Source organism: Pseudomonas cerasi, assembly GCF_900074915.1.
Lineage (GTDB): Bacteria > Pseudomonadota > Gammaproteobacteria > Pseudomonadales > Pseudomonadaceae > Aquipseudomonas > Aquipseudomonas cerasi.
Genome location: NZ_LT222319.1, coordinates 2022489 through 2046436, shown reverse-complemented (window position 1 = coordinate 2046436; position 23948 = coordinate 2022489). Strand labels below are relative to the sequence as shown.

At 59.7% G+C, this 23948-nt stretch carries 24 protein-coding genes and 1 pseudogene; 16 read left to right on the top strand and 9 right to left on the bottom strand.

Annotated features, from left to right (window positions below; all coding sequences use genetic code 11):
- The first annotated feature begins 35 nt into the window (after positions 1-35).
- Together PCPL58_RS11890 and PCPL58_RS31385 are read left to right on the top strand one after the other, a co-directional pair.
- Entirely contained in the window at positions 36-1916 is a 1881-nt protein-coding gene (locus tag PCPL58_RS11890) for a hypothetical protein (RefSeq protein ID WP_065349467.1), read from the top strand.
- 52 nt (positions 1917-1968) lie between these two features.
- Positions 1969-3550 (top strand): annotated as a pseudogene (locus PCPL58_RS31385) (Ig-like domain-containing protein).
- Between the two features lie 300 nt (positions 3551-3850).
- On the opposite strand, the gene PCPL58_RS11875 reads toward PCPL58_RS31385, so the two are convergent.
- A complete protein-coding gene (locus PCPL58_RS11875; protein WP_065349466.1) occupies positions 3851-4540 on the bottom strand; it encodes an alpha/beta family hydrolase in 690 nt (229 codons plus the stop codon).
- A 674-nt stretch (positions 4541-5214) separates the two neighbouring features.
- On the opposite strand from PCPL58_RS11875, the gene ccoN reads away from it, so the two are divergent.
- The 12 genes from ccoN (at position 5215) to hemN (ending at position 16102) form a co-directional block, all read left to right on the top strand.
- A complete protein-coding gene (gene ccoN / locus PCPL58_RS11870) occupies positions 5215-6657 on the top strand; it encodes a cytochrome-c oxidase, cbb3-type subunit I (protein WP_065349465.1) in 1443 nt (480 codons plus the stop codon).
- Complete coding sequence (ccoO, locus tag PCPL58_RS11865; RefSeq protein ID WP_003370233.1) at positions 6657-7265, top strand: cytochrome-c oxidase, cbb3-type subunit II; 609 nt, start codon at positions 6657-6659, stop codon at positions 7263-7265. The genes ccoN and ccoO overlap by 1 nt, the downstream gene beginning before the upstream one ends.
- A 5-nt stretch (positions 7266-7270) precedes the next feature.
- Positions 7271-7462: a CcoQ/FixQ family Cbb3-type cytochrome c oxidase assembly chaperone gene (locus tag PCPL58_RS11860; protein ID WP_032699162.1), complete on the top strand. Its 192-nt coding sequence runs from the start codon at positions 7271-7273 to the stop codon at positions 7460-7462.
- Positions 7459-8436 (top strand): cytochrome-c oxidase, cbb3-type subunit III, encoded by a 978-nt coding sequence (gene ccoP, locus PCPL58_RS11855; RefSeq protein ID WP_065349464.1) that lies wholly within the window; start codon positions 7459-7461, stop codon positions 8434-8436. Before PCPL58_RS11860 ends, ccoP begins: the two co-directional genes overlap by 4 nt.
- Positions 8437-8561: 125 nt before the next feature.
- The gene (locus PCPL58_RS11850) at positions 8562-8813 is read left to right on the top strand and encodes a type II toxin-antitoxin system prevent-host-death family antitoxin (RefSeq protein ID WP_065349463.1); all 252 of its coding nucleotides are present in this window, start codon (positions 8562-8564) and stop codon (positions 8811-8813) included.
- Positions 8813-9265, top strand: a complete 453-nt coding sequence (locus PCPL58_RS11845; protein ID WP_003370226.1) for a type II toxin-antitoxin system VapC family toxin — start codon at positions 8813-8815, stop codon at positions 9263-9265. The genes PCPL58_RS11850 and PCPL58_RS11845 overlap by 1 nt, the downstream gene beginning before the upstream one ends.
- A gap of 64 nt (positions 9266-9329) precedes the next feature.
- The gene (gene ccoG / locus PCPL58_RS11840) at positions 9330-10742 is read left to right on the top strand and encodes a cytochrome c oxidase accessory protein CcoG (RefSeq protein ID WP_065349462.1); all 1413 of its coding nucleotides are present in this window, start codon (positions 9330-9332) and stop codon (positions 10740-10742) included.
- A 10-nt stretch (positions 10743-10752) separates the two neighbouring features.
- On the top strand, positions 10753-11289 hold the full coding sequence (locus tag PCPL58_RS11835) for a FixH family protein (RefSeq protein ID WP_003370222.1): 537 nt from the start codon (positions 10753-10755) through the stop codon (positions 11287-11289).
- Between the two features lie 2 nt (positions 11290-11291).
- Complete coding sequence (locus PCPL58_RS11830) at positions 11292-13766, top strand: heavy metal translocating P-type ATPase (protein WP_065349461.1); 2475 nt, start codon at positions 11292-11294, stop codon at positions 13764-13766.
- Positions 13745-13948: a cbb3-type cytochrome oxidase assembly protein CcoS gene (ccoS, locus tag PCPL58_RS11825; protein ID WP_003370219.1), complete on the top strand. Its 204-nt coding sequence runs from the start codon at positions 13745-13747 to the stop codon at positions 13946-13948. The genes PCPL58_RS11830 and ccoS overlap by 22 nt, the downstream gene beginning before the upstream one ends.
- Entirely contained in the window at positions 13941-14624 is a 684-nt protein-coding gene (locus tag PCPL58_RS11820) for a sulfite exporter TauE/SafE family protein (protein ID WP_065349460.1), read from the top strand. Before ccoS ends, PCPL58_RS11820 begins: the two co-directional genes overlap by 8 nt.
- Before the next feature lie 95 nt (positions 14625-14719).
- On the top strand, positions 14720-16102 hold the full coding sequence (gene hemN / locus PCPL58_RS11815; protein ID WP_065349459.1) for an oxygen-independent coproporphyrinogen III oxidase: 1383 nt from the start codon (positions 14720-14722) through the stop codon (positions 16100-16102).
- 14 nt (positions 16103-16116) lie between these two features.
- Here the strand turns inward: hemN and PCPL58_RS11810 are convergent, their stop codons facing one another.
- Positions 16117-16584, bottom strand: a complete 468-nt coding sequence (locus tag PCPL58_RS11810) for a hypothetical protein (RefSeq protein ID WP_044309021.1) — start codon at positions 16582-16584, stop codon at positions 16117-16119.
- 152 nt (positions 16585-16736) lie between these two features.
- Between PCPL58_RS11810 and fnr the strand changes: the two genes are divergently transcribed.
- Both fnr and PCPL58_RS11800 read left to right on the top strand, forming a co-directional pair.
- A complete protein-coding gene (gene fnr, locus PCPL58_RS11805) occupies positions 16737-17471 on the top strand; it encodes a fumarate/nitrate reduction transcriptional regulator Fnr (protein ID WP_003370208.1) in 735 nt (244 codons plus the stop codon).
- A 61-nt stretch (positions 17472-17532) separates the two neighbouring features.
- Positions 17533-18081: an adenine phosphoribosyltransferase gene (locus PCPL58_RS11800; protein ID WP_065349458.1), complete on the top strand. Its 549-nt coding sequence runs from the start codon at positions 17533-17535 to the stop codon at positions 18079-18081.
- A 318-nt stretch (positions 18082-18399) separates the two neighbouring features.
- Here the strand turns inward: PCPL58_RS11800 and PCPL58_RS11795 are convergent, their stop codons facing one another.
- The 7 genes from PCPL58_RS11795 to PCPL58_RS11765 all read right to left on the bottom strand — a co-directional run bounded on the left by PCPL58_RS11795 (position 18400) and on the right by PCPL58_RS11765 (position 23945).
- Positions 18400-18801 (bottom strand): DUF2802 domain-containing protein, encoded by a 402-nt coding sequence (locus tag PCPL58_RS11795; protein ID WP_003370204.1) that lies wholly within the window; start codon positions 18799-18801, stop codon positions 18400-18402.
- Positions 18802-19281, bottom strand: a complete 480-nt coding sequence (locus PCPL58_RS11790) for a chemotaxis protein CheW (RefSeq protein WP_003370201.1) — start codon at positions 19279-19281, stop codon at positions 18802-18804.
- 57 nt (positions 19282-19338) lie between these two features.
- Positions 19339-20241 carry a CheW domain-containing protein gene (locus PCPL58_RS11785; RefSeq protein ID WP_065349457.1) on the bottom strand — a complete coding sequence of 301 codons (903 nt, stop codon included), beginning with the start codon at positions 20239-20241 and terminating at the stop codon, positions 19339-19341.
- A 75-nt stretch (positions 20242-20316) separates the two neighbouring features.
- Positions 20317-21105 carry a ParA family protein gene (locus tag PCPL58_RS11780; protein WP_003370196.1) on the bottom strand — a complete coding sequence of 263 codons (789 nt, stop codon included), beginning with the start codon at positions 21103-21105 and terminating at the stop codon, positions 20317-20319.
- Positions 21106-21150: 45 nt separating this feature from the next.
- A complete protein-coding gene (motD, locus tag PCPL58_RS11775) occupies positions 21151-22038 on the bottom strand; it encodes a flagellar motor protein MotD (protein ID WP_003370193.1) in 888 nt (295 codons plus the stop codon).
- A gap of 6 nt (positions 22039-22044) precedes the next feature.
- Entirely contained in the window at positions 22045-22785 is a 741-nt protein-coding gene (locus tag PCPL58_RS11770) for a flagellar motor protein (protein ID WP_003436124.1), read from the bottom strand.
- Positions 22785-23945 (bottom strand): protein-glutamate methylesterase/protein-glutamine glutaminase, encoded by a 1161-nt coding sequence (locus PCPL58_RS11765; protein WP_003370188.1) that lies wholly within the window; start codon positions 23943-23945, stop codon positions 22785-22787. Before PCPL58_RS11765 ends, PCPL58_RS11770 begins: the two co-directional genes overlap by 1 nt.
- Between the last annotated feature and the right edge of the window lie 3 nt (positions 23946-23948).

Below are 23948 nucleotides of genomic sequence, written 5' to 3'. Positions count from 1 at the left end.
TCCCCTACAAAATTTTAATGATAAGGCCTCTACACATGAAAAATTGCTCAAACAACTATCTCCCAACACCTGTTTCAATTTCCGGAAACAGGCATAGAAACTTGAATCTTGTATTGGCTGCACCCGATATTGCAGTCGCATTTCATGATCAGGATACGCCAGGGCTCATACCGGTCGCTGAGGCATCACAACCGTTGACGGTCGATCTCGTTGTATGGCCAGCGGCACTTCCTGGTTACACATATCAACTGCTGTTCAACAGTATCGCGACTGGCCCCCAAAAACTGATTCTGCCCTCACATGCACCAGGAGACCCCCTGCACCTGGAGATCCCGGCCGAGCTGTTGCTGGAAGGTTTCCACGATGTCGCGTACGTCGTTGTCAATCCGATCAATCAGGTAGAACAGAGATCGGAAATTTTCCGGATTCAGATCGACCGGACAGCGCCAGGCGCTCCGGAGCTTGCTGCCATACAGTTCCCAGCCGAGATCCAGAACGGTCTGACTGCCGCCGAGCTCGATCAACTGGGTGGCCAACTTGATGTGCAGATTCCCGGCTACACCGGTATGGCCAAGCATGACCGCATTCTGACCAGGTGGGGAGATATCGTAGGCCCCACTGCCGTCGTCAACGAAACCGACATGGGGCTGGACAAGGTCTCGGTCACTTTTACACGAGCGTTTCTGCAAACGTTGGGGGAGGAAGAAAAGCAGGTGTGTTACCAGGTCATCGACCGTGCAGGTAACCCTTCAATCCTCTCGAACACTGTAGCGGTGAAATTAAGGCTGAACGACTTGCCTTCTGATTATCCGGCACCTGTCATTGATCAAGCGGTAGGCGATCTGATTGATTATCTGGAAGCTCAGGCCGGAGTATTGGTCGACATCCCCCATTATCCGGGCGCCGCGGCGCTTGATAGCATCCAGCTATTCTGGGGCACCAATAATCCCTTGACCCCTGTCTTCGTTGCACCTGGCGACGAAAATGAAGCCGTCATACTCACGTTGAAACTGCCATTCGAGGCCATTGCCCAAGGTCCGCAAGGCGACACCGCGGTTCATTATGAAGTGTTTCGCAACGGCGAACTGACCGGCACATCGCTGGACACCCACATAGACGTTTTTACAACACTTCCCTTCCCCACCCCCTTGAACAATTTGACGATACAAGGAACGAGCGTACAAAACCCGAACACCCAGGACAACTTCATCGACGAAGACGATTACGAGTTGAACGGCAGAGGAGTAGTGCTCTGGAATACGGGATTCGAAATCAATGATGATTTGAACCTGTACTGGGGCAATCAGGTAAAAACGCAGTGGTATCAAATACGGTCTAGCGACGTTGCAGCGGCAAGAGACTTGATTATTCCGATTGATAACGAGCTGATGAAGTTGCAAGGCACCGGCGAGGCCATTCCGGTGTACTTCACAGTCACGCGTACAGGAAACCCAAACAGTATGACGAGTCCGACTCAGCCTGTAACAGTACGGTCTCGAGAAGAGCAACCCGGTGGCGAAAACGGATTGACCGGGCCCACGTTCAATCTCACGTCCAACGGAGTGCTGGGGCCCAATGAAAATCCAGACGGTGCCGATGTAAAAGTCTCACCTTATGTAAATATTGCCGAGGGCCAGAAGATCACCTTCACGTTCAAGGGTTTTGACGACTTCAATAATCCCATCGAAGCCGCTACTTATGTGACGACTCGTAAGCTGGATGAAGTGGATGTTGTGCAAGGGCATGTATTCAAGGTCCCTCAGATCAACACACTGCTTATTTGCACAGGGTTTGCGGAGGCGAGTTATACCGTCGACCCTGTCGAAGGCAGCAATCAAAGTCCGGCAAACTCCACAGTCACTCGCGTCATCGTGCATATGCTTAAACCTACCGACTTTACCTGTCTGAGTCGCTAAACCGTTGCGGGCTCACAAGGGCCCGCAACTTTTACACGTATAAGGAACGCCCATGTATAACCTTGCGACTGAAAAAAAAGAAAACGTGCTGACTTCGCCAGTCATCGCAGCCGCCTTGAACGGTGGACTATTACCCGTCGACAGTTTGAACATGCCCCTCGAAGTGCTGTTGAACGTCTGGCAAGGCGCGCGCCCCGGCTATACCTATCAGCTGTACTTCGATGGAGTGCTTATTGGTCTCAAGAAAGAGATACTGCTTTCGCAGATGCCAGGTGACGACCTCATGCTGCACATTCCATCCGAGCTGTTGACGGAAGGTCGTCACTCGGTGGCTTACGCGGTCGAAAACCCGATCAATATGGTCGTCGAGTTTTCTGCCGAGACAGTTGTAATCGTAGACCTTACCCCGCCTGGCGATCCGCTGCTGGCCCCCATCATTTTTCCCACGCAGGTACAGAACGGTCTGACCTCAGAAGAACTGCAAACCATGGGTAACGTGCTTTCAGGGACGATTGCCAGCTACAACGGCATGCAGGAGGGCGATGTTGTCCGCACCTACTGGGATGATCTGCCCGGTCCGATGGCGGTGGTGAGCAGTGATGACGTGGGTCTTAAACGAACAATGGTCGACTTCGCCAGGCCGTTTCTGGAGTTGATCGGTGACATTGAGGCGCCGGTCTACTACACGATTACAGATCTGGCAGGGAATCTCGGAGTCGGTGGACGTGAAGCTGCAACTCGCGCAAGCAACGCCCCTGCCCACCCCAACCATAAAAGAAGCCATCGGCACCATACTCGACCCGGCCAACGCTTCATCCGGTGCAACCGTGGTGATCGACGCCACCGCCAACCTGAAAGCCGGCGATCAGGTGATCGTGCAATGGCAAGGGCCGAACGGCAGTGACACCCAGGAAAAGACCCTGTCGAGCGCAGAAGCCGGCAAGACGCTGGAGATGCTGTTTGCGTTTGCTTTGGTAACGGCAAACGCCGGGCAGACGGTGGCGATTTCTTATGTGGTCAATCGCGTCAACGGTCTGGTGCAGGTATCCGGCACGCTGGCCTTGCAGATTCTGGCGGCGCAGCCCGAGCTGCTGCTGGACACCTCGCCGGTCACGCTGGCTGGCAAGGTGTATCTGCTTCCGGGCTCGCCGGACCTGTTGCCGAACTTCCCGTCCGATACCACCCTTCTGCGTCAGGCCAGTGGCGGACAGGCACCCTATCAGTACGCTTCGAGCGACCCGCTGGTCGCGAAAGTGGACAGCAATGGCCTGACCTCGGTTCGAGGCAACGGCACAGCCACCATTACAGCGACCGATGCTTCGGGCGCGAGTAAAAGCTACCTGATCACCGTCACCGGCGCCATCCATTGCATCGGTCTGGGCAGCGGCAGCTTTTCTCAGATCAGCAAAAACGCGGGCAACAACAGCGCGAGGATTCCGACCATTCACGAACTGGTGGAGATCTATAACCTGTACGGCAATCGCTGGCCGATGGGCAACGGCAACTATTGGTCGTCGACTGTTTCAAGCGCCGGCATCGGCGGATGGAACTGGTATTACGTGAAAAACATGGTCACTGGCGGCAACTTCAAACTGAAGAGTCACAATTCCAGTCTCGGCGTAGGCATCAGATGACCGATTGCTGAACCCATTGTTCATCCGGCAGGGCGTTGCGCTAAAGGCGTAACGCCCTGTCACCGTTTTCAGGAGTTTCCCAGGGCCAGCCCATGCACCGTCCAACTCCCTCACGCCAGCGCTGCGTTCAACCTGCAACCCATGAAGGCCGCTTTGCCGCGAGCATCAACTCACAGCCTTTCAGGACGTCCTCACTGACAGGTCGGCTGACGCTGAGATCGGAGCTGGAACAGTCCCCCGTCATCGCCGACGGCAAGGTGGGTAAAATGCGAACCACCATCGGCCTGCCTTGCCGGTGACTCAGGCGCGCAGGAACCCGGCAATCTCTCTCACGGACTCAGCCAGGCAGTGCTCATGGCTGATACCCGCGACCTTCAGGGGTTTGAGGTCGTGATTGGCAGTCGTCAACCAGTGCAGCCGAATGGCACTCGACAATGCATAGCCTTCTACGGCTTCGCGATTGCCTAGCGCGTCGCGTTCGCCCTGCACGATCAGCGTGGGTGTCTTAAGGTCGGCCAGATGCGCCACGCGTGGTTTTTCAGGCTTGCCCACGGCGTAGAACGGATACCCTAGACACACCAGCGCATCGACCTCAAGCTCATCGGCGATCAGGCTGGCCATCCGCCCGCCCATTGATTTGCCGCCGACCGCCAGACGCCCGCGGATGTGAGCACGCACACAGGCGAACACCTCTCTCCAGCATTCCAGCAATTGTGCCTGTGGATTGGGTGGACGCTTGCTGCCGCCCCGACGCCGCTGCGCCATATAAGGAAACTCGAAGCGCAGGACGCTGATACCTTGCGCCGCCAGATCAGCCGCCATGCGGTTCATGAAGTCGCTGTCCATCGGTGCACCTGCACCATGCGCCAGCAACAGGGTCGGCGCGTCCAGCGCACCCGCAAGTTGCGCGGGCGTCCACATCCAGCCTCTTTCACTGACCAGCTGCAGCCATTGATCCTGACCGATACCGGGCTTAAAGCCGTTGCTCATGTTTGCCTCATTCAGGTGGGTCGCAAAGTAGCCCATCACTATAGCGGCGAACCGGGTCGCGAATCCCGTACGAATCGCGAGCGCACGGCGCATCGAGACGCCCCGCCCCGTCGGACAGCCGCCATTCAGGTCTGCCCGGGTACTCTGTCAAGGTGCACTAGGTAAAGTACCCAGGCGATGAGCGCCCCAAACCTGACACCGCCGGGCGGTTTCATTGACGGCACTGGCCTCGCACATTGCAACAACACCGCTGAGTCGGTCACCAGAGTCATATGCCTGCTCAGGCCGATTTGCTGGGCAATGACAGGTGTTACTGCCGACTGAACATACGTGACAGTCTTTGCGCGGGTCCTGATCAACTCGTCTGTACGCGAAGGTCGCCACCGCTGTGTTCCAGTCCAGCGGCGATGCGTGAACTCCGCACCCTGCAACGGGGTGCGGAATACTCGCTGACGCATTGCGCAGCATCTTTTCGTACAGAACCTGCGACTTCCCACACCCCCTGTTTCAACGCTAAACTCGTGACACGCGTCTGCCGCAGCCCTTTGACGCTCATTGATGTGCCTGTCTGTTCCTGCCCCTGCCTCTTCGGTGTGCTTCGATGCGATTGCCAGCGCTGCATCGCCCTGGCCCGATTACGTCTGCGGTAACCCTCTGAATCGTGGAAGTCTGCAATGAGCACAACAATCAGTCCTACAACCTACAACTACACCGTGGTGCGCCAGTTTGCCATCATGGCTGTGGTCTGGGGTGTGGTCGGCATGAGCCTGGGCGTGTTCATTGCTTCGCAACTGGTCTGGCCAGGGCTGAACCTGGAACTTGAATGGACCACCTTCGGACGCCTGCGCCCGCTGCACACCAATCTGGTGATCTTTGCCTTCGGCGGCTGCGCGCTGTTCGCCACCTCTTATTACGTGGTGCAACGCACTTGCCAGACGCGGCTGATTTCCGATGGTCTGGCGGCCTTCACCTTCTGGGGCTGGCAGGCCGTGATCGTCGGCGCCATCGTGACCCTGCCGATGGGCTACACCACCACCAAGGAATATGCCGAGCTCGAATGGCCGGTGGCGATTCTGCTGGCCATCGTCTGGGCCGCCTACGCTGCAGTGTTTTTCGGCACCATCATCAAACGCCGCACCCGGCATATCTACGTCGCCAACTGGTTCTACGGCGCGTTCATCGTGGTGACCGGCATGCTGCACATCGTCAACCATATCTCGTTGCCGGTTAGCCTGTTCAAATCCTATTCGGCCTACGCTGGCGCGACCGACGCCATGATCCAGTGGTGGTACGGACACAATGCCGTCGGTTTTTTCCTGACCACCGGTTTTCTCGGCATGATGTATTACTTCGTGCCCAAGCAGGCCGAGCGCCCGGTCTACTCCTATCGTTTATCCATCGTGCATTTCTGGGCATTGATCACCCTGTATATCTGGGCCGGTCCGCACCATCTGCACTACACCGCGCTGCCGGACTGGGCGCAGTCGCTGGGCATGGTCATGTCGATCATTCTGCTGGTGCCCAGCTGGGGCGGGATGATCAACGGCATGATGACGCTGTCGGGCGCGTGGCATAAGTTGCGGACCGATTCGATACTGCGCTTTCTGGTGGTCTCGCTGGCGTTCTATGGCATGTCGACCTTCGAAGGCCCGATGATGGCAATCAAGACCGTCAACTCGCTTTCGCACTACACGGACTGGACCATCGGCCATGTCCACGCCGGGGCGCTGGGCTGGGTCGCGATGATTACCATCGGGTCGATCTACCACATGATTCCGAAACTCTATGCCCGACCGCATATGTACAGCGTCAGCCTGATCAACACGCACTTCTGGCTCGCGACCGTCGGCACCGTGCTTTACATCACCTCGATGTGGGTCAATGGCATCACCCAGGGCCTGATGTGGCGCGCGGTGAACGACGATGGCACGTTGACCTATTCCTTCATCGAAACCATGCAGGCCAGCCACCTGGGCTATATCGTGCGGGCCATCGGCGGCGCGATTTTCACCAGCGGTATGTTGCTGATGGCCTACAACGTCGTGCGTACGATACGGGCCTCGGACCCGCAGGCGGCCGAGGCGGCCACCCGCATCGCAGTCGCGGGGGCGCATTGATGAAGCATGATGCGCTGGAAAAAAACATCGGCCTGCTGGCCTTCTTCATGGTGATTGCCGTGAGCATCGGCGGACTGACGCAGATCGTCCCGCTGTTTTTTCAGGACGTGACCAACCAGCCTATCGAGGGCATGAAGCCACGCAGCGCGCTTGAGGTGGAAGGCCGTGATGTATTCATCGCCAACGGCTGCGTCGGTTGCCACTCGCAGATGATCCGACCGCTGCGCGCCGAAACCGAGCGCTACGGGCATTACTCGGTGGCAGGCGAAAGCGTCTGGGATCATCCTTTCCTGTGGGGCTCCAAACGCACCGGGCCGGACCTGGCACGGATCGGCGGTCGTTACTCGGACGAGTGGCACCGTGTACACCTGAACAACCCGCGCGACCTGGTCCCGACCTCGATCATGCCGGCTTATCCGTTTCTGGCCGAGAAGACCATCGACAGCACGCAGACTGCGAAAAAGCTACAGGTGCTGCGTACCCTCGGCACCCCTTACACCGACACGGATATCGCCGGTGCGGCGGCTGCGGTACAGGGCAAGACCGAAATGGACGCGCTGGTGGCCTATCTGCAAGGCCTTGGCACGCTCATCAAGAGCAAACGGTGAACATGATGGACATCGGAATGATTCGAGGCCTTGGCACACTGGTCGTGATGGTGGCGTTCATCGGCCTGATGCTGTGGGTGTTCAGCCCTGCCCGCAAGGCAGACTTCGACGACGCGACCCTGCTGCCTTTCGCGGATGATCCCGAGGCCATCGGCAAGGTCGAAACTGCCAGGGCTGAACGGGACGGCCGGTCATGAGTACGTTCTGGAGCCTGTACGTCGCGGTCCTGACCCTGGGCACCATCATCGCCATGCTCTGGCTGCTTGTGTCCACGCGCAAAGGTCAGCCCGACGAACCCACGGATGAAACTGTCGGCCATACATTCGACGGTATCGAGGAATACGACAACCCGCTACCCAGATGGTGGTTCTACCTATTCATAGCGACCATCGTCTTTGCGTTGGGCTATCTGCTCCTGTACCCGGGCCTGGGCAACTGGCAGGGTTTGCTGCCCGGTTATGAATACCGTGACCAGGACAGCAAGACGCAATTCTCCGACGGCCAGCAAGGCTGGACCAGTGTCCACGAATGGGAGCGGGAAGTGGCAAACGCCGAAGCCCGTTACGGGCCGCTGTTTGCCAAGTACGCCGCCATGCCCGTCGAGGAAGTGGCCAAAGATCCGCAGGCGTTGAAAATCGGTGCACGCCTGTTTGCCTCCAACTGCTCGGTCTGCCACGGCTCTGACGCGAAAGGTGCCTACGGCTTCCCCAACCTGACCGATGCCGACTGGCGTTGGGGCGGCGATGCCCAGGCGATCAAGACCTCCATCCTCGCCGGGCGTATGGGCGTGATGCCGGCTCTGGGCAGCGTGCTCGGCGAACAGGGTGTTCGCGATGTGGCGGCCTATGTGCTGACGCAGCTGGACGCCCGCCCGCTACCGGAAGATGCGAAAGCTGACCCGGTGGCCGGACAAAAGACCTTCGCCAGCCTGTGCGTTGCCTGTCATGGGCCAGAGGGCAAGGGAATGCCGATTCTCGGCGCGCCGGACCTGACCCACCCCAGTGCGTTTATCTACGGTTCCAGCTTCGCTCAGTTGCAGCAGACCATTCGTGATGGCCGCCAGGGCCAGATGCCTGCTCAGCAAGCACTGCAAGGCAATGACCGGGTTCACATTCTGGCTGCCTATGTTTACAGCCTGTCCCGCCAGGAGCAGCCACCTGAATCCAGATGACAGAGCTCCGGTCAGCATGTGACCGTAGTATTCTGAAAGAACAAATTCTTTGTAGTTACATCTCTACATGACTAGACTCGTTCACGACCACGACACTCTGTCTACTCATTCTGGAAGTCGCGCACATGCCCACTACCCTCTCCAGCCGTGAATTCAATCAGGACACCAGCGGGGCCAAGAAAGCGGCTAACGAAGGTCCGGTGTTCATTACCGACCGCGGCCGCCCGGCCCATGTGCTGCTTTGCATCGAGGATTACCTGAAGCTGACCGGCAGTGCGGCAAGCATCGCCGACCTGCTGATAATGCCCACTGACATCGATATCGAGTTCGAGCCTCAGCGCGCCGTGATCACGCCCCGACAGGTTGATCTGTCCTGATGTTCCTGCTCGACACCAACGTGGTTTCAGAGCTCAGAAAGCGCACTGCTGACGCTAATGTGCTGCGCTGGTCGCGAACGCAGATGGCCTCCAGCCTGTTCATCTCGTCCATCACGATTCTTGAACTCGAAACAGGTATCCTGCGCATCGAACGCCGCGACCCGACACAAGGCGCTGTATTGCGAATGTGGCTCGACCAGCATGTAATGAAGGCGTTCGCCGGACGTATCCTGACAGTCGACACTCAGGTCGCAAGGCGCTGCGCGCAATTGCACGTTCCCGACCCGCGCAGCGAAAGCGATGCGCTGATCGCCGCCACTGCGCTGGTGCATGGCATGACCGTGGTCACACGCAACACAATGGACTTTCAGTCGTGCGGGGTCGCGCTGCTCAATCCCTGGGTCAGCCAGTTGAATGAAGAAGCGGCCGTTTATTCACGTGCATCACGTTGAACGCGGGTGTGAACCTGCCAGACCTTTATAGGCCGGGGCCAGGCCACCGCCGCTGGACTCATCGATGACCAAGCAGATTCCAGTACACGACATCACCCCGGCATCCGAAATAAACGGCGAATTCACCGACCTCTACGCTTCGCGCGAGAAAATCCAGACCCGCGCGTTCAAGGGTCTGTTTCGAAATGTGCGGATGCTCGGCGGCGCCCTGTTGCTGCTTATCTTCTTCGGCACGGTCTGGCTGAATCGAAGCGGGCATCAGGCGGTCTGGTGGAACCTGCCGGAACGCAAGTTCTACATCTTCGGCGCGACGTTCTGGCCACAGGATTTCATCCTCTTGTCCGGCATTCTGATCGTTGCAGCGTTCGGGCTGTTCTTCATCACCGTTTATGCCGGCCGTGTCTGGTGTGGCTATACCTGCCCGCAGAGTGTCTGGACCTGGATCTTCATGTGGTGCGAGAAAGTCACTGAAGGCGACCGCAACCAGCGCATCAGGCTCGACCATGCCCCGGTGAGTGCCGGCAAACTGCTGCGCAAGTTCGCCAAGCACAGCCTGTGGCTGCTGATCGGGCTTGCCACCGGCATGACCTTCGTCGGGTATTTCTCACCCATCCGCGCGCTGTGCGTGGATCTGTTCACGGGCCAGGCGGATGGCTGGGCCTATTTCTGGGTCGGTTTCTTTACCCTGGCCACTTACCTGAATGCCGGCTGGCTGCGCGAACAGGTATGCATTTACATGTGCCCCTATGCGCGATTCCAGAGCGTGATGTTCGACAAGGACACGCTGATTATCTCCTACGACCAGAATCGTGGCGAAGCCCGAGGCCCGCGCAAGAAGGAGGCTGATCCTCAGGCACTGGGGCTGGGTGACTGCATCGACTGCACGATGTGCGTGCAGGTCTGCCCGACCGGCATCGACATTCGTGACGGCCTGCAGGTGGAGTGCATCAGCTGTGCGGCGTGCGTCGATGCCTGCGATACGGTCATGGACAAGATGGACTACCCTCGCGGCCTGATTCGCTACACCACCGAACACAATCTGTCCGGGCAACGCACCCGCACTCTGCGCCCACGTCTGGTCGGTTATGCGCTGGTCCTGCTGCTGATGATTGCGCTGCTGACGGCTGCTTTCTGCATGCGCACGCTGGTGGGTCTGGAGGTCAGCAAGGACCGCATGCTGTTCCGGGAAAACGCCGAAGGCCGGATCGAAAACGTCTACAGCCTGAAAGTGATGAACAAGGATCAGGTGGACCACACCTATGTGCTGCAGGCCAGCGGCCTGCCCGACCTGAGACTGCAGGGCCGTCGGGAAATCAGTGTCCCGGCAGGCGAAATCGTCAGCCTGCCGGTGGAGCTGTCCAGTGCGCCGGAAAAACTGCCGTCGCACAGCAACGAGGTAACCTTTACCCTCAAGGACATCGACAGCGATACTCAGGTCGAGACCCAAAGCCGCTTCCTCGGCCCACCCATTCGTTAAGAGCACCGTCATGCCCGCTGCGACTGCTGCAAGCCCCTGGTACCGGCACCTCTGGCCATGGATCATCATCGCCATCCTCACCGGTTCGGTGACCTTGAGCCTGTCGATGGTGTTCATCGCCGTGACCCACCCGGATCCGCTGGTCACCGATAACTATTACGAGGCCGGCAAAGGCATCAATCGCTCGTTGAATCGCGAAGTGCTCGCCCAGACCCTCAAACTGCACGCGCGCCTGCACCTGGATGAGCTGACCGGAGAAGTCGGGCTGCACCTGAGCGGCAACAGCAACCCGGAGCGTCTGGAACTCAACCTCATTTCGCCCACGCGCCCTGCCAGTGATCGCCGGGTGTTCCTGACCCGCAGCCCGTCGGAACCGGGCCGTTACATCGGTCAGTTGCAGGACAAGGTCGATGGTCGGCGTTTTGTGGAACTGCTGGGTGTCGAAGGCGAGCAGACCTGGCGCCTCTTCGAGGAGGAACAGATCGGCACTGACGACGTGACCCTGGGTGACGAGCCCCTGCAAGCCGCGCAACGCCGGAAAGACTGAGCGTGGCCAAGCCCTCCTCTCCTGCTCCGCTGCACTGCTACCACTGCGGCTTACCGGTTCCAGCGGGCAGCCATTTCAACGCGGTAGTGCTCGGTGCCACCCGACAACTGTGCTGCCCCGGTTGTCAGGCAGTGACCGAGGCCATCGTCGCCAGCGGTCTGGACGACTATTACCGCCACCGCAGTGAAACCTCGGCCAACCCGGAAAGCCTGCCCAGCCAATTGTTCGAGGAACTGGTGCTCTACGACCGCCCCGACGTACAGGCGCCCTTCGTGCGCCACGACGACGACCTTTCAGAAGCCACCCTGCTTGTCGAAGGCATCAGTTGCGCGGCCTGCGGCTGGCTGATCGAGCAACGCTTGGGGCGGCTGCCAGCAGTGGCCGAAGCGCGCCTGAATCTGTCCACTCATCGCCTGCTGGTGCGCTGGCACCCCGACCAGCTTGCGCTCAGCCAATTGCTGAGCGAGCTGCACGCGATTGGCTATGTCGCCCATCCATGGCAGGCCGACCGTGCAGCCGAACGCCTGGCGCGTGACAATCGTCTGGCGTTGCGACAACTGGGCGTAGCCGGCCTGCTGTGGTTTCAGGCCATGATGGCCACCATGGCCACCTGGCCGGAATTCAATATCGACCTCAGCCCGCAGATGCACACCATTCTGCGCTGGGTGGCGCTGTTTCTGACCACGCCGATCGTCTTCTACAGTTGCGCGCCATTCTTTCGCGGTGCCTTGCGCGACCTGCGCAGCCGCCACCTGACAATGGATGTCTCGGTGTCGCTGGCAATAGGCGCGGCCTACGCCGCGGGGATCTGGACCGCCGTCACCGGCGCTGGCGAGCTGTATTTCGATGCAGTCGGCATGTTTGCACTGTTCCTGCTGGCAGGACGTTACCTGGAACGCCGCGCCCGCGAGCGCACGGCAGCGGCCACGGCCCAACTGGTCAACGTGCTGCCCGCCTCATGCCTGCGCCTCAGCGACGAGGGCCAGAGCCAGCGCATCATGCTCAGCGAACTGCACTTGGCCGATCGGGTGCTGGTACAGCCCGGTGCAGTGATACCGGCCGATGGCAAAATCCTCGAGGGTCGCTCCAGTATCGATGAATCGCTGTTGACCGGCGAATACTTGCCACAGATGCGCAGAGTGGGCGATGCGGTCACCGCAGGAACGCTGAATGTCGAAAGCCCACTGACCGTTGCCGTGACGGCGCTGGGCCACGAAACCCGTCTTTCGGCCATTGTCCGGCTGCTCGAACGCGCGCAGGCAGAAAAGCCCCGACTCGCGCAGATTGCCGACCGGGCGGCACAGAACTTTCTGCTGTTTTCGCTGATCGCGGCCGCACTGATCGGGGTGATCTGGTGGCAGCTGGACGCATCGCGCGCATTCTGGATCGTCCTGGCCATGCTCGTCGCCACCTGCCCCTGCGCACTCTCGTTGGCGACACCGACCGCATTGACTGCGGCGACCGGCACGCTGCACAAACTCGGCCTGCTGCTGACCCGGGGTCATGTGCTCGAAGGCCTCAACCAGATCGACACGGTCATCTTCGACAAGACCGGCACTCTGACCGAAGGACGCCTGACGTTACGCAGCGTTCACCCATTGCGCGAGCTGGACGCCAATCACTGCCTGGAACTGGCGGCGGCCCTGGAAAATCGCTCCGAGCACCCCATCGCCCGCGCGTTCGGTCGAGCGCCAAAGGCTGCCGAAGAGGTGCTCAGCACACGGGGATTGGGGCTGGAAGGTCGTGTTGACGGGCATCTGCTGCGCATCGGCGAGGCGGCATTCGTCTGCGCGTTGAGCGGTGCTGAAACACCCTTGCCAACCGGGCGTTGCGGCCAATGGCTGTTGCTGGGCGATGCGCAGGGCCCGCTCGCATGGCTGGTGCTGGACGACCGACTGCGCGAGGATGCCGACATCCTGTTACAGGCATGCCGGTCGCGAGGCTGGAAAACGCTGCTGTTGTCAGGCGACAGCTCACCGATGGTTGACAGCGTCGCGCAGGCGCTGGGCATCGACGAGGCGCGTGGCGGTATGCGCCCGGACGATAAGCTGGAGGTGCTGCGCCGGCTTCAGGCTCAGGGGCGCAAGGTGCTGATGATCGGTGACGGGGTGAACGACGTACCGGTCATGGCAGCAGCCGACATCAGTGTGGCGATGGGCTCGGCCACCGACCTCGCCAAAACCAGCGCTGACGCGGTGCTGCTGTGCAACCGCCTCCCGGTGCTGATCGACGCGCTGAATCTGGCCCGACGCACGCGTAGCGTCATTATCGAAAACCTGCTCTGGGCCGGTCTGTACAATGGCCTCGTGCTGCCCTTCGCGGCCCTGGGCTGGATCACTCCGGTGTGGGCGGCGATCGGCATGTCGATCAGTTCACTGACGGTAGTGCTCAACGCCTTGCGCCTGACCCGCCTGCCGCGTCGTGCCCCTGCCCCCCAATCTGCACCGGAGGTTTCATGCCCGCGCTTTACATCATGATCCCTGCCGCTCTGCTGCTGGTAGGCGTGGCGATCTACGTGTTCTTCTGGGCAGTGGACAGCGGTCAGTACGACGACATGGAAGGTCCGGCACACAGCATCTTGTTCGATGACACGCCGCCTGTGGAGCATGTCCCGCCTGAGTCTCCGCAGTCGGGCCCGGACGAGAAACGCGATGTTTGAACTCGCCTCGATGCTGTTCTCGGCGTTCATTCTCGGGCTGCTGGGCGGTGGTCACTGCCTGGGCATGTGCGGTGGCCTGATGGGCGCCCTGACGCTGGCCATCCCCAAGGAACAGCGCAGTCGCCGGTTTCGTTTGCTGCTGGCCTACAACCTGGGGCGCATTCTCAGTTACGCCGCAGCTGGCCTGTGTTCCGGACTGGTCGGCTGGGCGGTGGCACAAAGTCCGCTGGCGACGGGCTTGCGCATCGTCGCTGCCGTATTGCTGATCATGATGGGGCTGTACCTGGCCGGCTGGTGGAGCGGGCTCACTTATATAGAGCGTCTCGGCCGAGGCCTGTGGCGCTATTTGCAACCCTTGGCCGGTCGCCTGTTGCCGGTGTCCAGTGTGCCGCGCGCCGTGGTGCTCGGTGCGCTGTGGGGCTGGCTGCCTTGCGGGCTGGTCTACAGCGCCCTGCTGTGGGCCGCCAGTCAGGGCAACCCTCTCGACAGCGCGCTGCTGATGCTGGCCTTCGGGCTGGGCACCTGGCCGGTTCTGCTGGCCACCGGTCTGGCTGCCGAGCGCACCACGGTCTTGTTACGCAAGCGTGGTGTGCGCATGGCGGGAGGTTTGCTGGTGATGGTCTTCGGTGTCTGGACCTTGCCAGGCCCCCACCAGCACTGGCTGATGGGGCACTGACGCTGGCAACTCTTGCCACTTGATCCACATCAACGCCGCCCCCCGGCCTCCTGCGTATGCTCGCGACATCGCCAGCCAGACCGGGAAACGCGCGCATGTTTGACGCCATTCGTTGGGATTCAGACCTGATCCATCGTTACGATGTGTCGGGGCCGCGCTATACGTCCTATCCGACTGCAGCGCAGTTCGATACCCAAGTGGGCGCCTTCGACCTGCTGCATGCGCTGCGCGAAAGCCGCAAGGCATCACGTCCGTTGTCGCTTTACGTGCATCTGCCCTTCTGCGCGAACATTTGCTACTACTGCGCCTGCAACAAAGTCATCACCAACGACCGCGGCCGCGCTCAGGCCTACCTGAAACGGCTCGAACACGAGATGCGAATGCTCGCCTGTCACCTGGCGCCCGATCAGGTGGTAGAGCAACTGCACCTGGGCGGCGGCACGCCGACCTTTCTCAGTCACGACGAACTGCGCCGCTTGATGGCGCAACTGCGCTCACACTTCAACCTGCTGGACGACGATTCCGGCGACTATGGCATCGAGATTGATCCTCGCGAAGCGGACTGGTCGACGATGGGACTGCTGCGCGAGCTGGGTTTCAACCGGGTCAGCCTGGGCGTGCAGGACCTTGACCCGACGGTGCAGCGGGCGATCAACCGCATGCAAAGCCTGGAAGAGACCCGCGCGATAGTCGAAGCGGCGCGCACGCTGCAATTTCGTTCGGTGAATATTGATCTGATCTACGGCCTGCCCGCACAGAACCCGCAGACTTTCAGCCACACAGTGGACAAGGTCATCGATCTGCAGCCCGACCGGTTGTCGGTGTTCAACTATGCGCATCTGCCCGAGCGCTTCATGCCGCAGCGGCGCATCGACGCTGCGGATCTGCCGGATGCAGCGAGCAAACTGCTGATGCTGGAGCGCACCGTCGAGCAATTGGGCAACGCCGGTTATCGCTACATCGGCATGGACCATTTCGCCCTGCCCGACGACGAGCTGGCCATCGCTCAGGAAGACCTGACCCTGCAACGCAACTTTCAGGGCTATACCACGCACGGTCACTGCGACCTGATCGGCCTGGGTGTCTCGGCCATCAGTCAGGTCGGTGAGCTGTACAGCCAGAACAGCAGCGACCTGAGCGAGTATCTGAGGCTGCTGGACAGCGACCAGCCCGCAACTCGACGTGGACTGATCTGCCACGATGACGACCGCATCAGGCGCGCCATCATTCAGCAATTGATCTGCGGCTTCACCCTGGATTTCGGCAAGATCGAGAAGACCTTTTGCATCGATTTCAGGGACTATTTCAGCGAAGCGTGGCCGCAACTGCTCGGCATGGCCAGCGACGGGCTGATTACGCTGAGTGAGACGGGCATTGAAGTCAGACCGGCAGGCCGACTGCTGGTACGCGCAGTGTGCATGGTCTTCGATGCTTACCTGACCCGGCACAACAGACAGCAGTTCTCCCGAGTGATATGACCCGCGTCCAGGTTCTACATTTTGGCCAGAACCAGCATCCCCGCCTTGGTCTTGTCGGCGTCACTGGAGCCCAGGCCGTTCATGAGCGACGACATATCGGCCGTGGAATTGCTCACCTGCGCCTGCAACGTGCTGAGCACGGTCTGCAGTGCCGCGGCCTTGGTCCGTCGCTCCTCGGGGCTCAGGCTGGGGTCATTCAGGGCCTTCTGGATCTGCTCCATGGTTTCCTCGATCCTGCGCTGAAGCTCGCGAATCGCCTTGAGGATCTTCTGCACGGAAGCAGGCAGGCCGCTCTGCTCGATATCGGCGTTTTTGGAGGACGATGAAGCAGCCGCCTTGCCTTCTGCGGACAAATTGACCTGTACGCCCTTTGTCTCGCTTGCAGATGTCTCGGCAGTGCTTTGCTCGGCATAACTGTAGGTGGTCTGCGAGGTCGCAGTCCGTATCGTAATGCTGTTGATCAACGGGAGTGTCGTTGACATGCCAAGGCATCCTGATGTGGCTGAAGGAATACAGGGTTATCGGCAGACAGTCTGCGACCTTGATGACTGCGAAAGATTTGCAGGCTGGCCCCGACAAGCACGGGTGAGTTACCCTTACAGCTTATGTGTGATTTCCCACAAGGAATTAAGTGATGTCCGAGCCAGTCAAGTCGCGCGCTCAAACCCAGGCTCATTGCAAGGATTGCAGTCTCGCGCCGTTGTGCCTGCCCCTTTCGTTGAATACCGAAGACATGGACTGCCTTGACCAGATCGTCAAACGCGGCCGCCCCCTGAAAAAGGGCGAGTTTCTGTTTCGTCAGGGGGATACCTTCGAGTCGGTCTACGCGGTGCGTTCCGGGGCACTGAAAACCTTCAATATCAGTGACAGCGGTGAAGAACAGCTCACCGGCTTTCACCTGCCCAGCGAACTGGTGGGCATGTCAGGCATGGACGCCGAGGCTTACCCGGTCTCGGCCCAGGCACTGGAAACCACATCGGTCTGCGAGATCCCTTTCGAGCGTCTGGACGAACTGTCCGTGAAACTGCCGCAGCTGCGTCGGCAGTTGATGCGCGTCATGAGCCGTGAGATCCGCGACGATCAGCAAATGATGCTGCTGCTCTCGAAAAAGACCGCCGATGAGCGTATCGCCACCTTTCTGATCAATCTGTCTGCACGCTTCCGCGCCAGAGGCTTTTCGGCCAATCAGTTCCGACTGAGCATGTCGCGCAATGAAATCGGTAATCACCTGGGTCTGGCAGTCGAGACGGTGTCCCGTGTATTTACCCGTTTCCAGCAAAATCAGCTGATTTCTGCCGAGGGCAAAGAGATTCACATCCTCGCCCCCATCGAGCTGTGTGCGCTGGCTGGCGGGTCGATGCAAAGCTGAAACGTGCGATCTTTGGCGGGTCGGCTTAAACTGTCGGCCAAAACTGCCATGGAACCCCCTGATGACTTTCGATCAATCGAACTTCAAATCCCTCATCCGCCCGGTCGTGGACTTCCCAAAGCCGGGCGTGGTCTTCCGCGATATCACGCCCCTGTTCCAATCGCCCAAGGCCACCCGTCAGGTGATTGACAGCTTCGTGCAGCGCTACATCGATGCCGAGTTCAGCCATATCGGCGCCATGGACGCGCGGGGTTTTCTGATTGGTTCGGTGGTTGCCTATCAGTTGAACAAGCCGCTGGTGCTGTTCCGCAAACAAGGCAAACTGCCTGCCGATGTACTGTCAGAGGCGTATCAGACCGAATACGGCGAAGCGTATCTGGAGGTGCATGCCGACAGCCTGTGCGAAGGTGACTCGGTCATCATGTTCGATGACCTGATCGCGACCGGAGGCACGCTGATCGCCGCCGCCAACCTGATCCGCCGCATGGGTGCCGAAGTGTACGAGGCCGCTGCGATTATCGACCTGCCGGAACTGGGCGGTTCCAAGCGTCTTAACGACCTGAAGATCCCGACGTTCTGTCTGACCGAGTTTGCGCTGGACGAGCAGTAAGGGCGCAGGGACTGAGTTACAGGTTCCAAACTCTCCAGCGCTCACGGCTATCGTAAATGCGCTTTTTTATCGCGATGGCACTGACGACGCAGAGTGCGACGTTAGTGACAGGACGAAGGAACCCGACGAAGTCGGGCCGGAAACAGGAGCGAGGGGGATTGGTTACTTTGGCCCGTCAAAGTAACTCGCCGAGGGGCGAAAAGGTGACCTGAGTCGAACCTCAATCTACCTGACATCACAGAACCACTGTGTGACGCGGAGCGTCACGAACTGCATTCCCACGCGGAGCATGGGAACGATAGCCATACGAACGAGAAACTAGCTCGCTGTATTACCGTGCAGTTTGGTCATCAATTGCGCTTCGGCCTGGGTCAGGCCGCAGGACTGGGTCAGCTCGTCGATGCTGGCACCCATGCCGACCAGACGGGCGGCCTGGGCGAAGGACAGCGTGGAGGGATCGCGCTGCTCCAGGGCGGTGAGCTTGTCGGGCAACGGCGCAACGACGGCACGCAGCTCATGCAACGCTTCGCCCATGCGCACCGTGCCGTTCTGGTAGTTGTCCAGACGCCTGGCCAACTCCTTGATCCGCTGATCCCGCAAGGCAGCCGCCTCGTCACGCCCGGCGTCGAGCTTGCGCTGACGCCTGGTATGGGCCAGGAACATAAACAGGGTGACAACCCAGAGAATGCCCAGGAAGACGACAGCTACCTCAAAGATCAATCAGATGTTCTCCAGCTCGGACCACTCTTCTTCGGACATCATTTTGTCCAGTTCAACCAGAATCAACAGTTCGCCGTTCTTGTTGCAAACGCCCTGAATGAACTTGGCCGATTCGTCGTTACCGACGTTAGGCGCAGTTTCAACTTCTGACTGACGCAAGTAAACCACTTCCGCCACGCTGTCGACCAGGATACCGACCACTTGCTTGTCGGCTTCGATGATCACGATACGCGTATTGTCGCTGACTTCAACCGGGGCCAGGCCAAAACGCTGACGGGTATCGATCACGGTCACGACGTTACCGCGCAGGTTGATAATGCCCAGTACGTAGCTTGGCGCACCCGGCACCGGGGCGATTTCAGTGTAGCGCAGCACTTCCTGCACCTGCATTACGTTGATGCCATAGGACTCGTTGTCCAGGCGGAACGTAACCCATTGCAGAATAGGATCTTCGGAACCTTGTGCAGACGACTTATTCATAACCCCAACCCCTCACGTGTGTTCTTTGCAGGTGACGCCACTGGCACCGACCCATGATTATTTCGACTTGTTCAACTGCTTGACCGCGCCACTGGCTATCAGCTCGGCCAACTCTGCAACATCCAGCAACGCGCACATGTGCTCGATGACCGTGCCCGCCAGCCATGGACGATGACCTCGCTGCGCGCGCCATTTGATCTCGTTCGGATCAAGACGCAACGAACGACTGACCTGATGCACCGCCAGCCCCCACTCGTATCCCTGCACCGAAATCACGTACTGCAATCCCTGGCGAAAATCGTCGCGGTAGCGATCAGGCATGATCCAGCGCGCCGTATCCAACACTTTCAGGTTGCCTGCCTGGCAAGGCAGGATCCCGAGAAACCAGTCCGGCTGACCGAACAGCGGCGTCAGCTCCTGCCCCGCCAGCGGATAAATCGACCCCAGGCACACCAACGGCACCGCCAGTGTCAGACCGGCCACATCGAACAACAGGCATTCGAACGGCTCGGCAGCCCATGCCGGACGACCATCACTGGTCGGCGGTGGTGTCGGCGTACGCTGGGCTGCCAGCGTGCTCAACTCGGCGACCGGTTCTACCAGCGCAACGGTTGGCACTGCCTCCTCAACCTGAGCCACTTCAACCTGCACCGCTTCGGCAACGATCACCGGAGCGACTTCAACCACTGGCGCAGGCGCCTCAACCTTGACCGCTACCGCCACCGGAGCCGGTGCGGCAACCGCGACGGCCAGCGGCTTGACCTGCGCTTGCATCCGCGCATCAAAGGCCTGCTCTTCGAGCACAGCCGCCTGAAATTCATCGATGCTGCTGACGGGCTCTTCGAGCACTTCAGTCGCGTCGTACAACAATGCGTCCAGGTAGGACTGCAAAGCCAGTTTGGGTCGTGTTGCAACTTCTACAGGGCGGTTCATACCGGGGCCCAACAAAAAATGGAGCATGTGCAGCCTGATACAGTTATCGGCCGCATTGAGGCATCACTTGAGCAAACAATGTAGAAAGAGTAGACGTTCACGTCAGGCCACCTGCGCATTGAGCTGCTCGGCGAGCATATGCTTGAGCAATGCCCGGTAAGCGATCACACCACGACTCTTGCTGTCGTTCTGCGACGGCGTAAGCCCCAGTCGGCTGGCATCGCGCAATCGTGTATCGACCGGCACATAGGCTTGCCAGACATGCTCGGGGAAGCTGTCGCGCAGCAATTTCAAGGTGCCCAGCGATGCCTGGGTACGACGGTCGAACAATGTCGGCACGATGGTATAAGGCAGCGGCACCTTGCGCGAACGGTTGATCATGGTCAGCGTATTGACCATGCGCTCCAGACCTTTCACGGCCAGAAACTCGGTCTGCACCGGAATCGCCAGCTGCTGGCTGGCCGCCAGGGCATTGACCATGAGAACGCCCAGCAGCGGCGGACTGTCGATCAACGCATAGTCAAAATCCTGCCACAACTGAGCCAGACTTTTTGCGACAACCAGGCCCAGGCCGCTCTGACCCGGTGATTGACGCTCCAGTGTGGCGAGCGCGGTGCTGGAGGGTATCAGCGAGATACGTTTATCGCTGGTAGGCAGCAGCAACTGGCCGGGAAGACCCTCCGGCACCGCGCCTTTATGCAGAAACAGATCGAAAGCACTGTGTTCCAGTTCGTCCGGGTTATGCCCGAAATAACTGGTCATGGAGCCGTGAGGGTCCAGATCGACCACGACCACGCGCTTGCCTGAATCGGCCAGCAAACCGGCCAGGGCAATGGTCGTGGTGGTCTTTCCGACTCCACCTTTCTGGTTGGCTACTGCCCAGACTCTCATTAATGTTTTTCCTTCCGTACAGCGACGACCATACCGATACGATGTTTAGGGGGCGGGTGACGGAGAATTGACGGCGTTCGCGCGTACCGGCGGCTTTGCTGGCACCGGTGCAGTTTGTGTGCCAGCACGCCTCAATGCGGCATCCGGTTGCACATTGGCCGATCCAGCGCTGGTCAGGCTGCGGCGAACATCCAGATTGCGCGAGATAACCAGCACTACACGGCGGTTCTTGGCGCGTCCGACGGTGCTGGTGTTGGGGGCGATCGGCTGAAACTCACCATAGCCCACCGAAGCGAGACGCGCCGGATTGACACCGTCCATGGCCAGCATGCGCACAATGCTGGCAGAACGTGCTGAAGACAGCTCCCAGTTGGTCGGAAATTGTGCAGTGCTGATCGGCTGGTCGTCGGTAAAGCCCTCGACATGGATCGGGTTGTCGAAGCGTTTGACGATTCCGGCGACCTTTTCGATGATGGTGAAGGCCTTGTCGCTGGGCATCGCATCGCCACTGCCGAAAAGCATGCTGGAGTTGAGTTCGATCTCGATCCACAGTTCGTTGCCGCGCACAGTCATCTGGTCGGACTTGATCAGGTCACCGAACGCATCGCGCACGTCCTGGGCAATGGTCTGCAACGGGTCATCGGACGCCTGACCTATGCCTGCGTCAGTCTGCTCGCTGTCCTTGACCAGCGGCTCGGCGGGCTTGACTGAAACCGGGCGCTGCTCACCGATGGGGATCGGCTTCATGGTGCGTTCGGTGTCATTGAACACGCCGACCAATGCCTGGGACAGAATCTTGTACTTGCCTTCGTTGACCGAGGAAATCGAGTACATCACCACGAAAAACGCAAACAGCAAGGTAATGAAGTCGGCATACGACACCAGCCAGCGTTCGTGATTTTCATGTTCTTCGACCTGACGACGGCGAGCCATTCGCTGTTACTCCATGAAGCCTTGCAGCTTGAGTTCGATGGAGCGCGGGTTCTCACCCTCGGCGATGGACAACAGACCTTCAAGCAACATTTCTCGATAGCGCGCCTGACGGTGGGCGATGGCCTTGAGCTTGTTCGCCACTGGCAGGAGGATCAGGTTGGCCATGGCCACGCCATAGATCGTGGCAACGAAGGCGACGGCGATACCGCTGCCCAGTTGGCTGGGGTCAGCCAGGTTGCCCATGACATGAATCAGGCCCATGACCGCGCCGATGATACCCACGGTCGGCGCGTAGCCGCCCATGCTTTCGAATACTTTCGCAGCCTGGATATCGCGGGTTTCCTGGGTGATGAAATCCACTTCAAGAATGCTGCGAATCGCTGCAGGCTCGGCACCGTCGACCAACAGTTGCAACCCTTTGCGGGCATAACCGTCGGGCTCGGAATCGGCTACGGTTTCAAGACCCAGCAAGCCCTCTTTGCGGGCGGTCATGCTCCAGCCGATGACCCGGTCAACCCCACCGGGCAGGTCGATACGCGGCGGGAAAATGATCCAGTGGATGATTTTCATGGCACGCATGAACGCACTCATCGGCGACTGCAACAGCGAAGCACCGAGCGTACCGCCCAGCACGATCAGAGCTGCCGGGCCATTGAGCAAGGCACCGAGGTGCCCGCCTTCGAGAAAATTACCACCAATGATTGCGACAAACGCCAGAATCAGACCGATAAGGCTCAGTACATCCATCAGAGACAGGCCTCTACCAAGTGCCGACCGATGTCGTCGAGGCTGTAGATCGCATCCGCGAGTTCGGCCTTGACGATGGCCATCGGCATGCCATAAATCACGCAGCTCGCTTCATCCTGCGCCCACACGGTACTGCCGGCCTGCTTGAGCAGTCGCGCGCCCTCGCGGCCGTCGGCACCCATACCAGTCAGGACCACCGAGAGCACCTTGTCGCCGTAGGACTTGGCAGCCGAGCCAAAGGTGATGTCGACGCACGGCTTGTAATTGAGACGTTCGTCGCCCGGCAGAATCTTCACCGTACCGCGCCCGTCAACCATCATCTGCTTGCCACCCGGCGCCAGCAGCGCCAGGCCAGGACGCAGCACGTCGCCGTCTTCCGCTTCCTTGACGCTGATTTTGCAGAGCTTGTCGAGACGTTCGGCAAATGCCTTGGTAAACGCCGCAGGCATATGCTGAATCAGCACCAGTGGTGCAGGAAAATTGGCTGGCAATTGAGTCAGCACCCGTTGCAGCGCGACCGGGCCGCCGGTTGAGGTGCCGATGGCCACCAGTTTGTAGGCCTTACGCTTGGCTGTGCCTGAAGTAGTCGGGTGCGCCGGCGCATGAGGGGCCGGGGCAGCCGGAGCCGCAGCAGGTGTCGCCGTGCGTGACGGCACCGTCCTGGCAGGTGCAGGGGCTGGCGCAGACGCGCGGCTGGACAACGTCGAAGGAGCCGGTGCGGCCGGAGCTGCACTGGCTGAACCGAAGCCGCTGGAACGGCGGTTGCTGCGTGAAATGCTGTTGATTTTCTCGCACAGCAGTTGCTTGACCTTCTGCGGATTGCGCGAGATATCTTCGAAATTCTTGGGCAGGAAATCCACCGCACCGGCGTCAAGAGCATCCAGCGTCACGCGCGCACCTTCGTGCGTCAGCGACGAGAACATCAATACCGGGGTGGGGATACGCTGCATGATGTGGCGAACTGCCGTAATGCCATCCATCATCGGCATTTCGTAGTCCATGGTGATGACATCCGGCTTGAGTGCCAGCGCCTGCTCAATCGCTTCCTTGCCGTTGGTGGCGGTGCCGACAACTACAATGTTGGGGTCCGAAGAAAGAATTTCCGTAACGCGGCGGCGGAAAAAACCGGAATCATCCACCACCAGGACCTTGACTGCCATAAA

Coding starts and splice junctions, on each gene's coding strand:
- PCPL58_RS11800 (WP_065349458.1), top strand. CDS start 17,533: ATGACTTTCGATCAATCGAACTTCAAATCCCTCATCCGCCCGGTCGTG.
- PCPL58_RS11845 (WP_003370226.1), top strand. CDS start 8,813: ATGTTCCTGCTCGACACCAACGTGGTTTCAGAGCTCAGAAAGCGCACT.
- hemN (WP_065349459.1), top strand. CDS start 14,720: ATGTTTGACGCCATTCGTTGGGATTCAGACCTGATCCATCGTTACGAT.
- PCPL58_RS11765 (WP_003370188.1), bottom strand. CDS start 23,945: ATGGCAGTCAAGGTCCTGGTGGTGGATGATTCCGGTTTTTTCCGCCGC.
- PCPL58_RS11890 (WP_065349467.1), top strand. CDS start 36: ATGAAAAATTGCTCAAACAACTATCTCCCAACACCTGTTTCAATTTCC.
- ccoS (WP_003370219.1), top strand. CDS start 13,745: ATGCCCGCGCTTTACATCATGATCCCTGCCGCTCTGCTGCTGGTAGGC.
- PCPL58_RS11770 (WP_003436124.1), bottom strand. CDS start 22,785: ATGGATGTACTGAGCCTTATCGGTCTGATTCTGGCGTTTGTCGCAATC.
- ccoG (WP_065349462.1), top strand. CDS start 9,330: ATGACCAAGCAGATTCCAGTACACGACATCACCCCGGCATCCGAAATA.
- PCPL58_RS11820 (WP_065349460.1), top strand. CDS start 13,941: ATGTTTGAACTCGCCTCGATGCTGTTCTCGGCGTTCATTCTCGGGCTG.
- PCPL58_RS11850 (WP_065349463.1), top strand. CDS start 8,562: ATGCCCACTACCCTCTCCAGCCGTGAATTCAATCAGGACACCAGCGGG.
- PCPL58_RS11780 (WP_003370196.1), bottom strand. CDS start 21,105: ATGAGAGTCTGGGCAGTAGCCAACCAGAAAGGTGGAGTCGGAAAGACC.
- PCPL58_RS11875 (WP_065349466.1), bottom strand. CDS start 4,540: ATGAGCAACGGCTTTAAGCCCGGTATCGGTCAGGATCAATGGCTGCAG.
- PCPL58_RS11835 (WP_003370222.1), top strand. CDS start 10,753: ATGCCCGCTGCGACTGCTGCAAGCCCCTGGTACCGGCACCTCTGGCCA.
- PCPL58_RS11860 (WP_032699162.1), top strand. CDS start 7,271: ATGGACATCGGAATGATTCGAGGCCTTGGCACACTGGTCGTGATGGTG.
- PCPL58_RS11785 (WP_065349457.1), bottom strand. CDS start 20,241: ATGCTCCATTTTTTGTTGGGCCCCGGTATGAACCGCCCTGTAGAAGTT.
- fnr (WP_003370208.1), top strand. CDS start 16,737: ATGTCCGAGCCAGTCAAGTCGCGCGCTCAAACCCAGGCTCATTGCAAG.
- ccoN (WP_065349465.1), top strand. CDS start 5,215: ATGAGCACAACAATCAGTCCTACAACCTACAACTACACCGTGGTGCGC.
- ccoO (WP_003370233.1), top strand. CDS start 6,657: ATGAAGCATGATGCGCTGGAAAAAAACATCGGCCTGCTGGCCTTCTTC.
- PCPL58_RS11810 (WP_044309021.1), bottom strand. CDS start 16,584: ATGTCAACGACACTCCCGTTGATCAACAGCATTACGATACGGACTGCG.
- PCPL58_RS11790 (WP_003370201.1), bottom strand. CDS start 19,281: ATGAATAAGTCGTCTGCACAAGGTTCCGAAGATCCTATTCTGCAATGG.
- ccoP (WP_065349464.1), top strand. CDS start 7,459: ATGAGTACGTTCTGGAGCCTGTACGTCGCGGTCCTGACCCTGGGCACC.
- motD (WP_003370193.1), bottom strand. CDS start 22,038: ATGGCTCGCCGTCGTCAGGTCGAAGAACATGAAAATCACGAACGCTGG.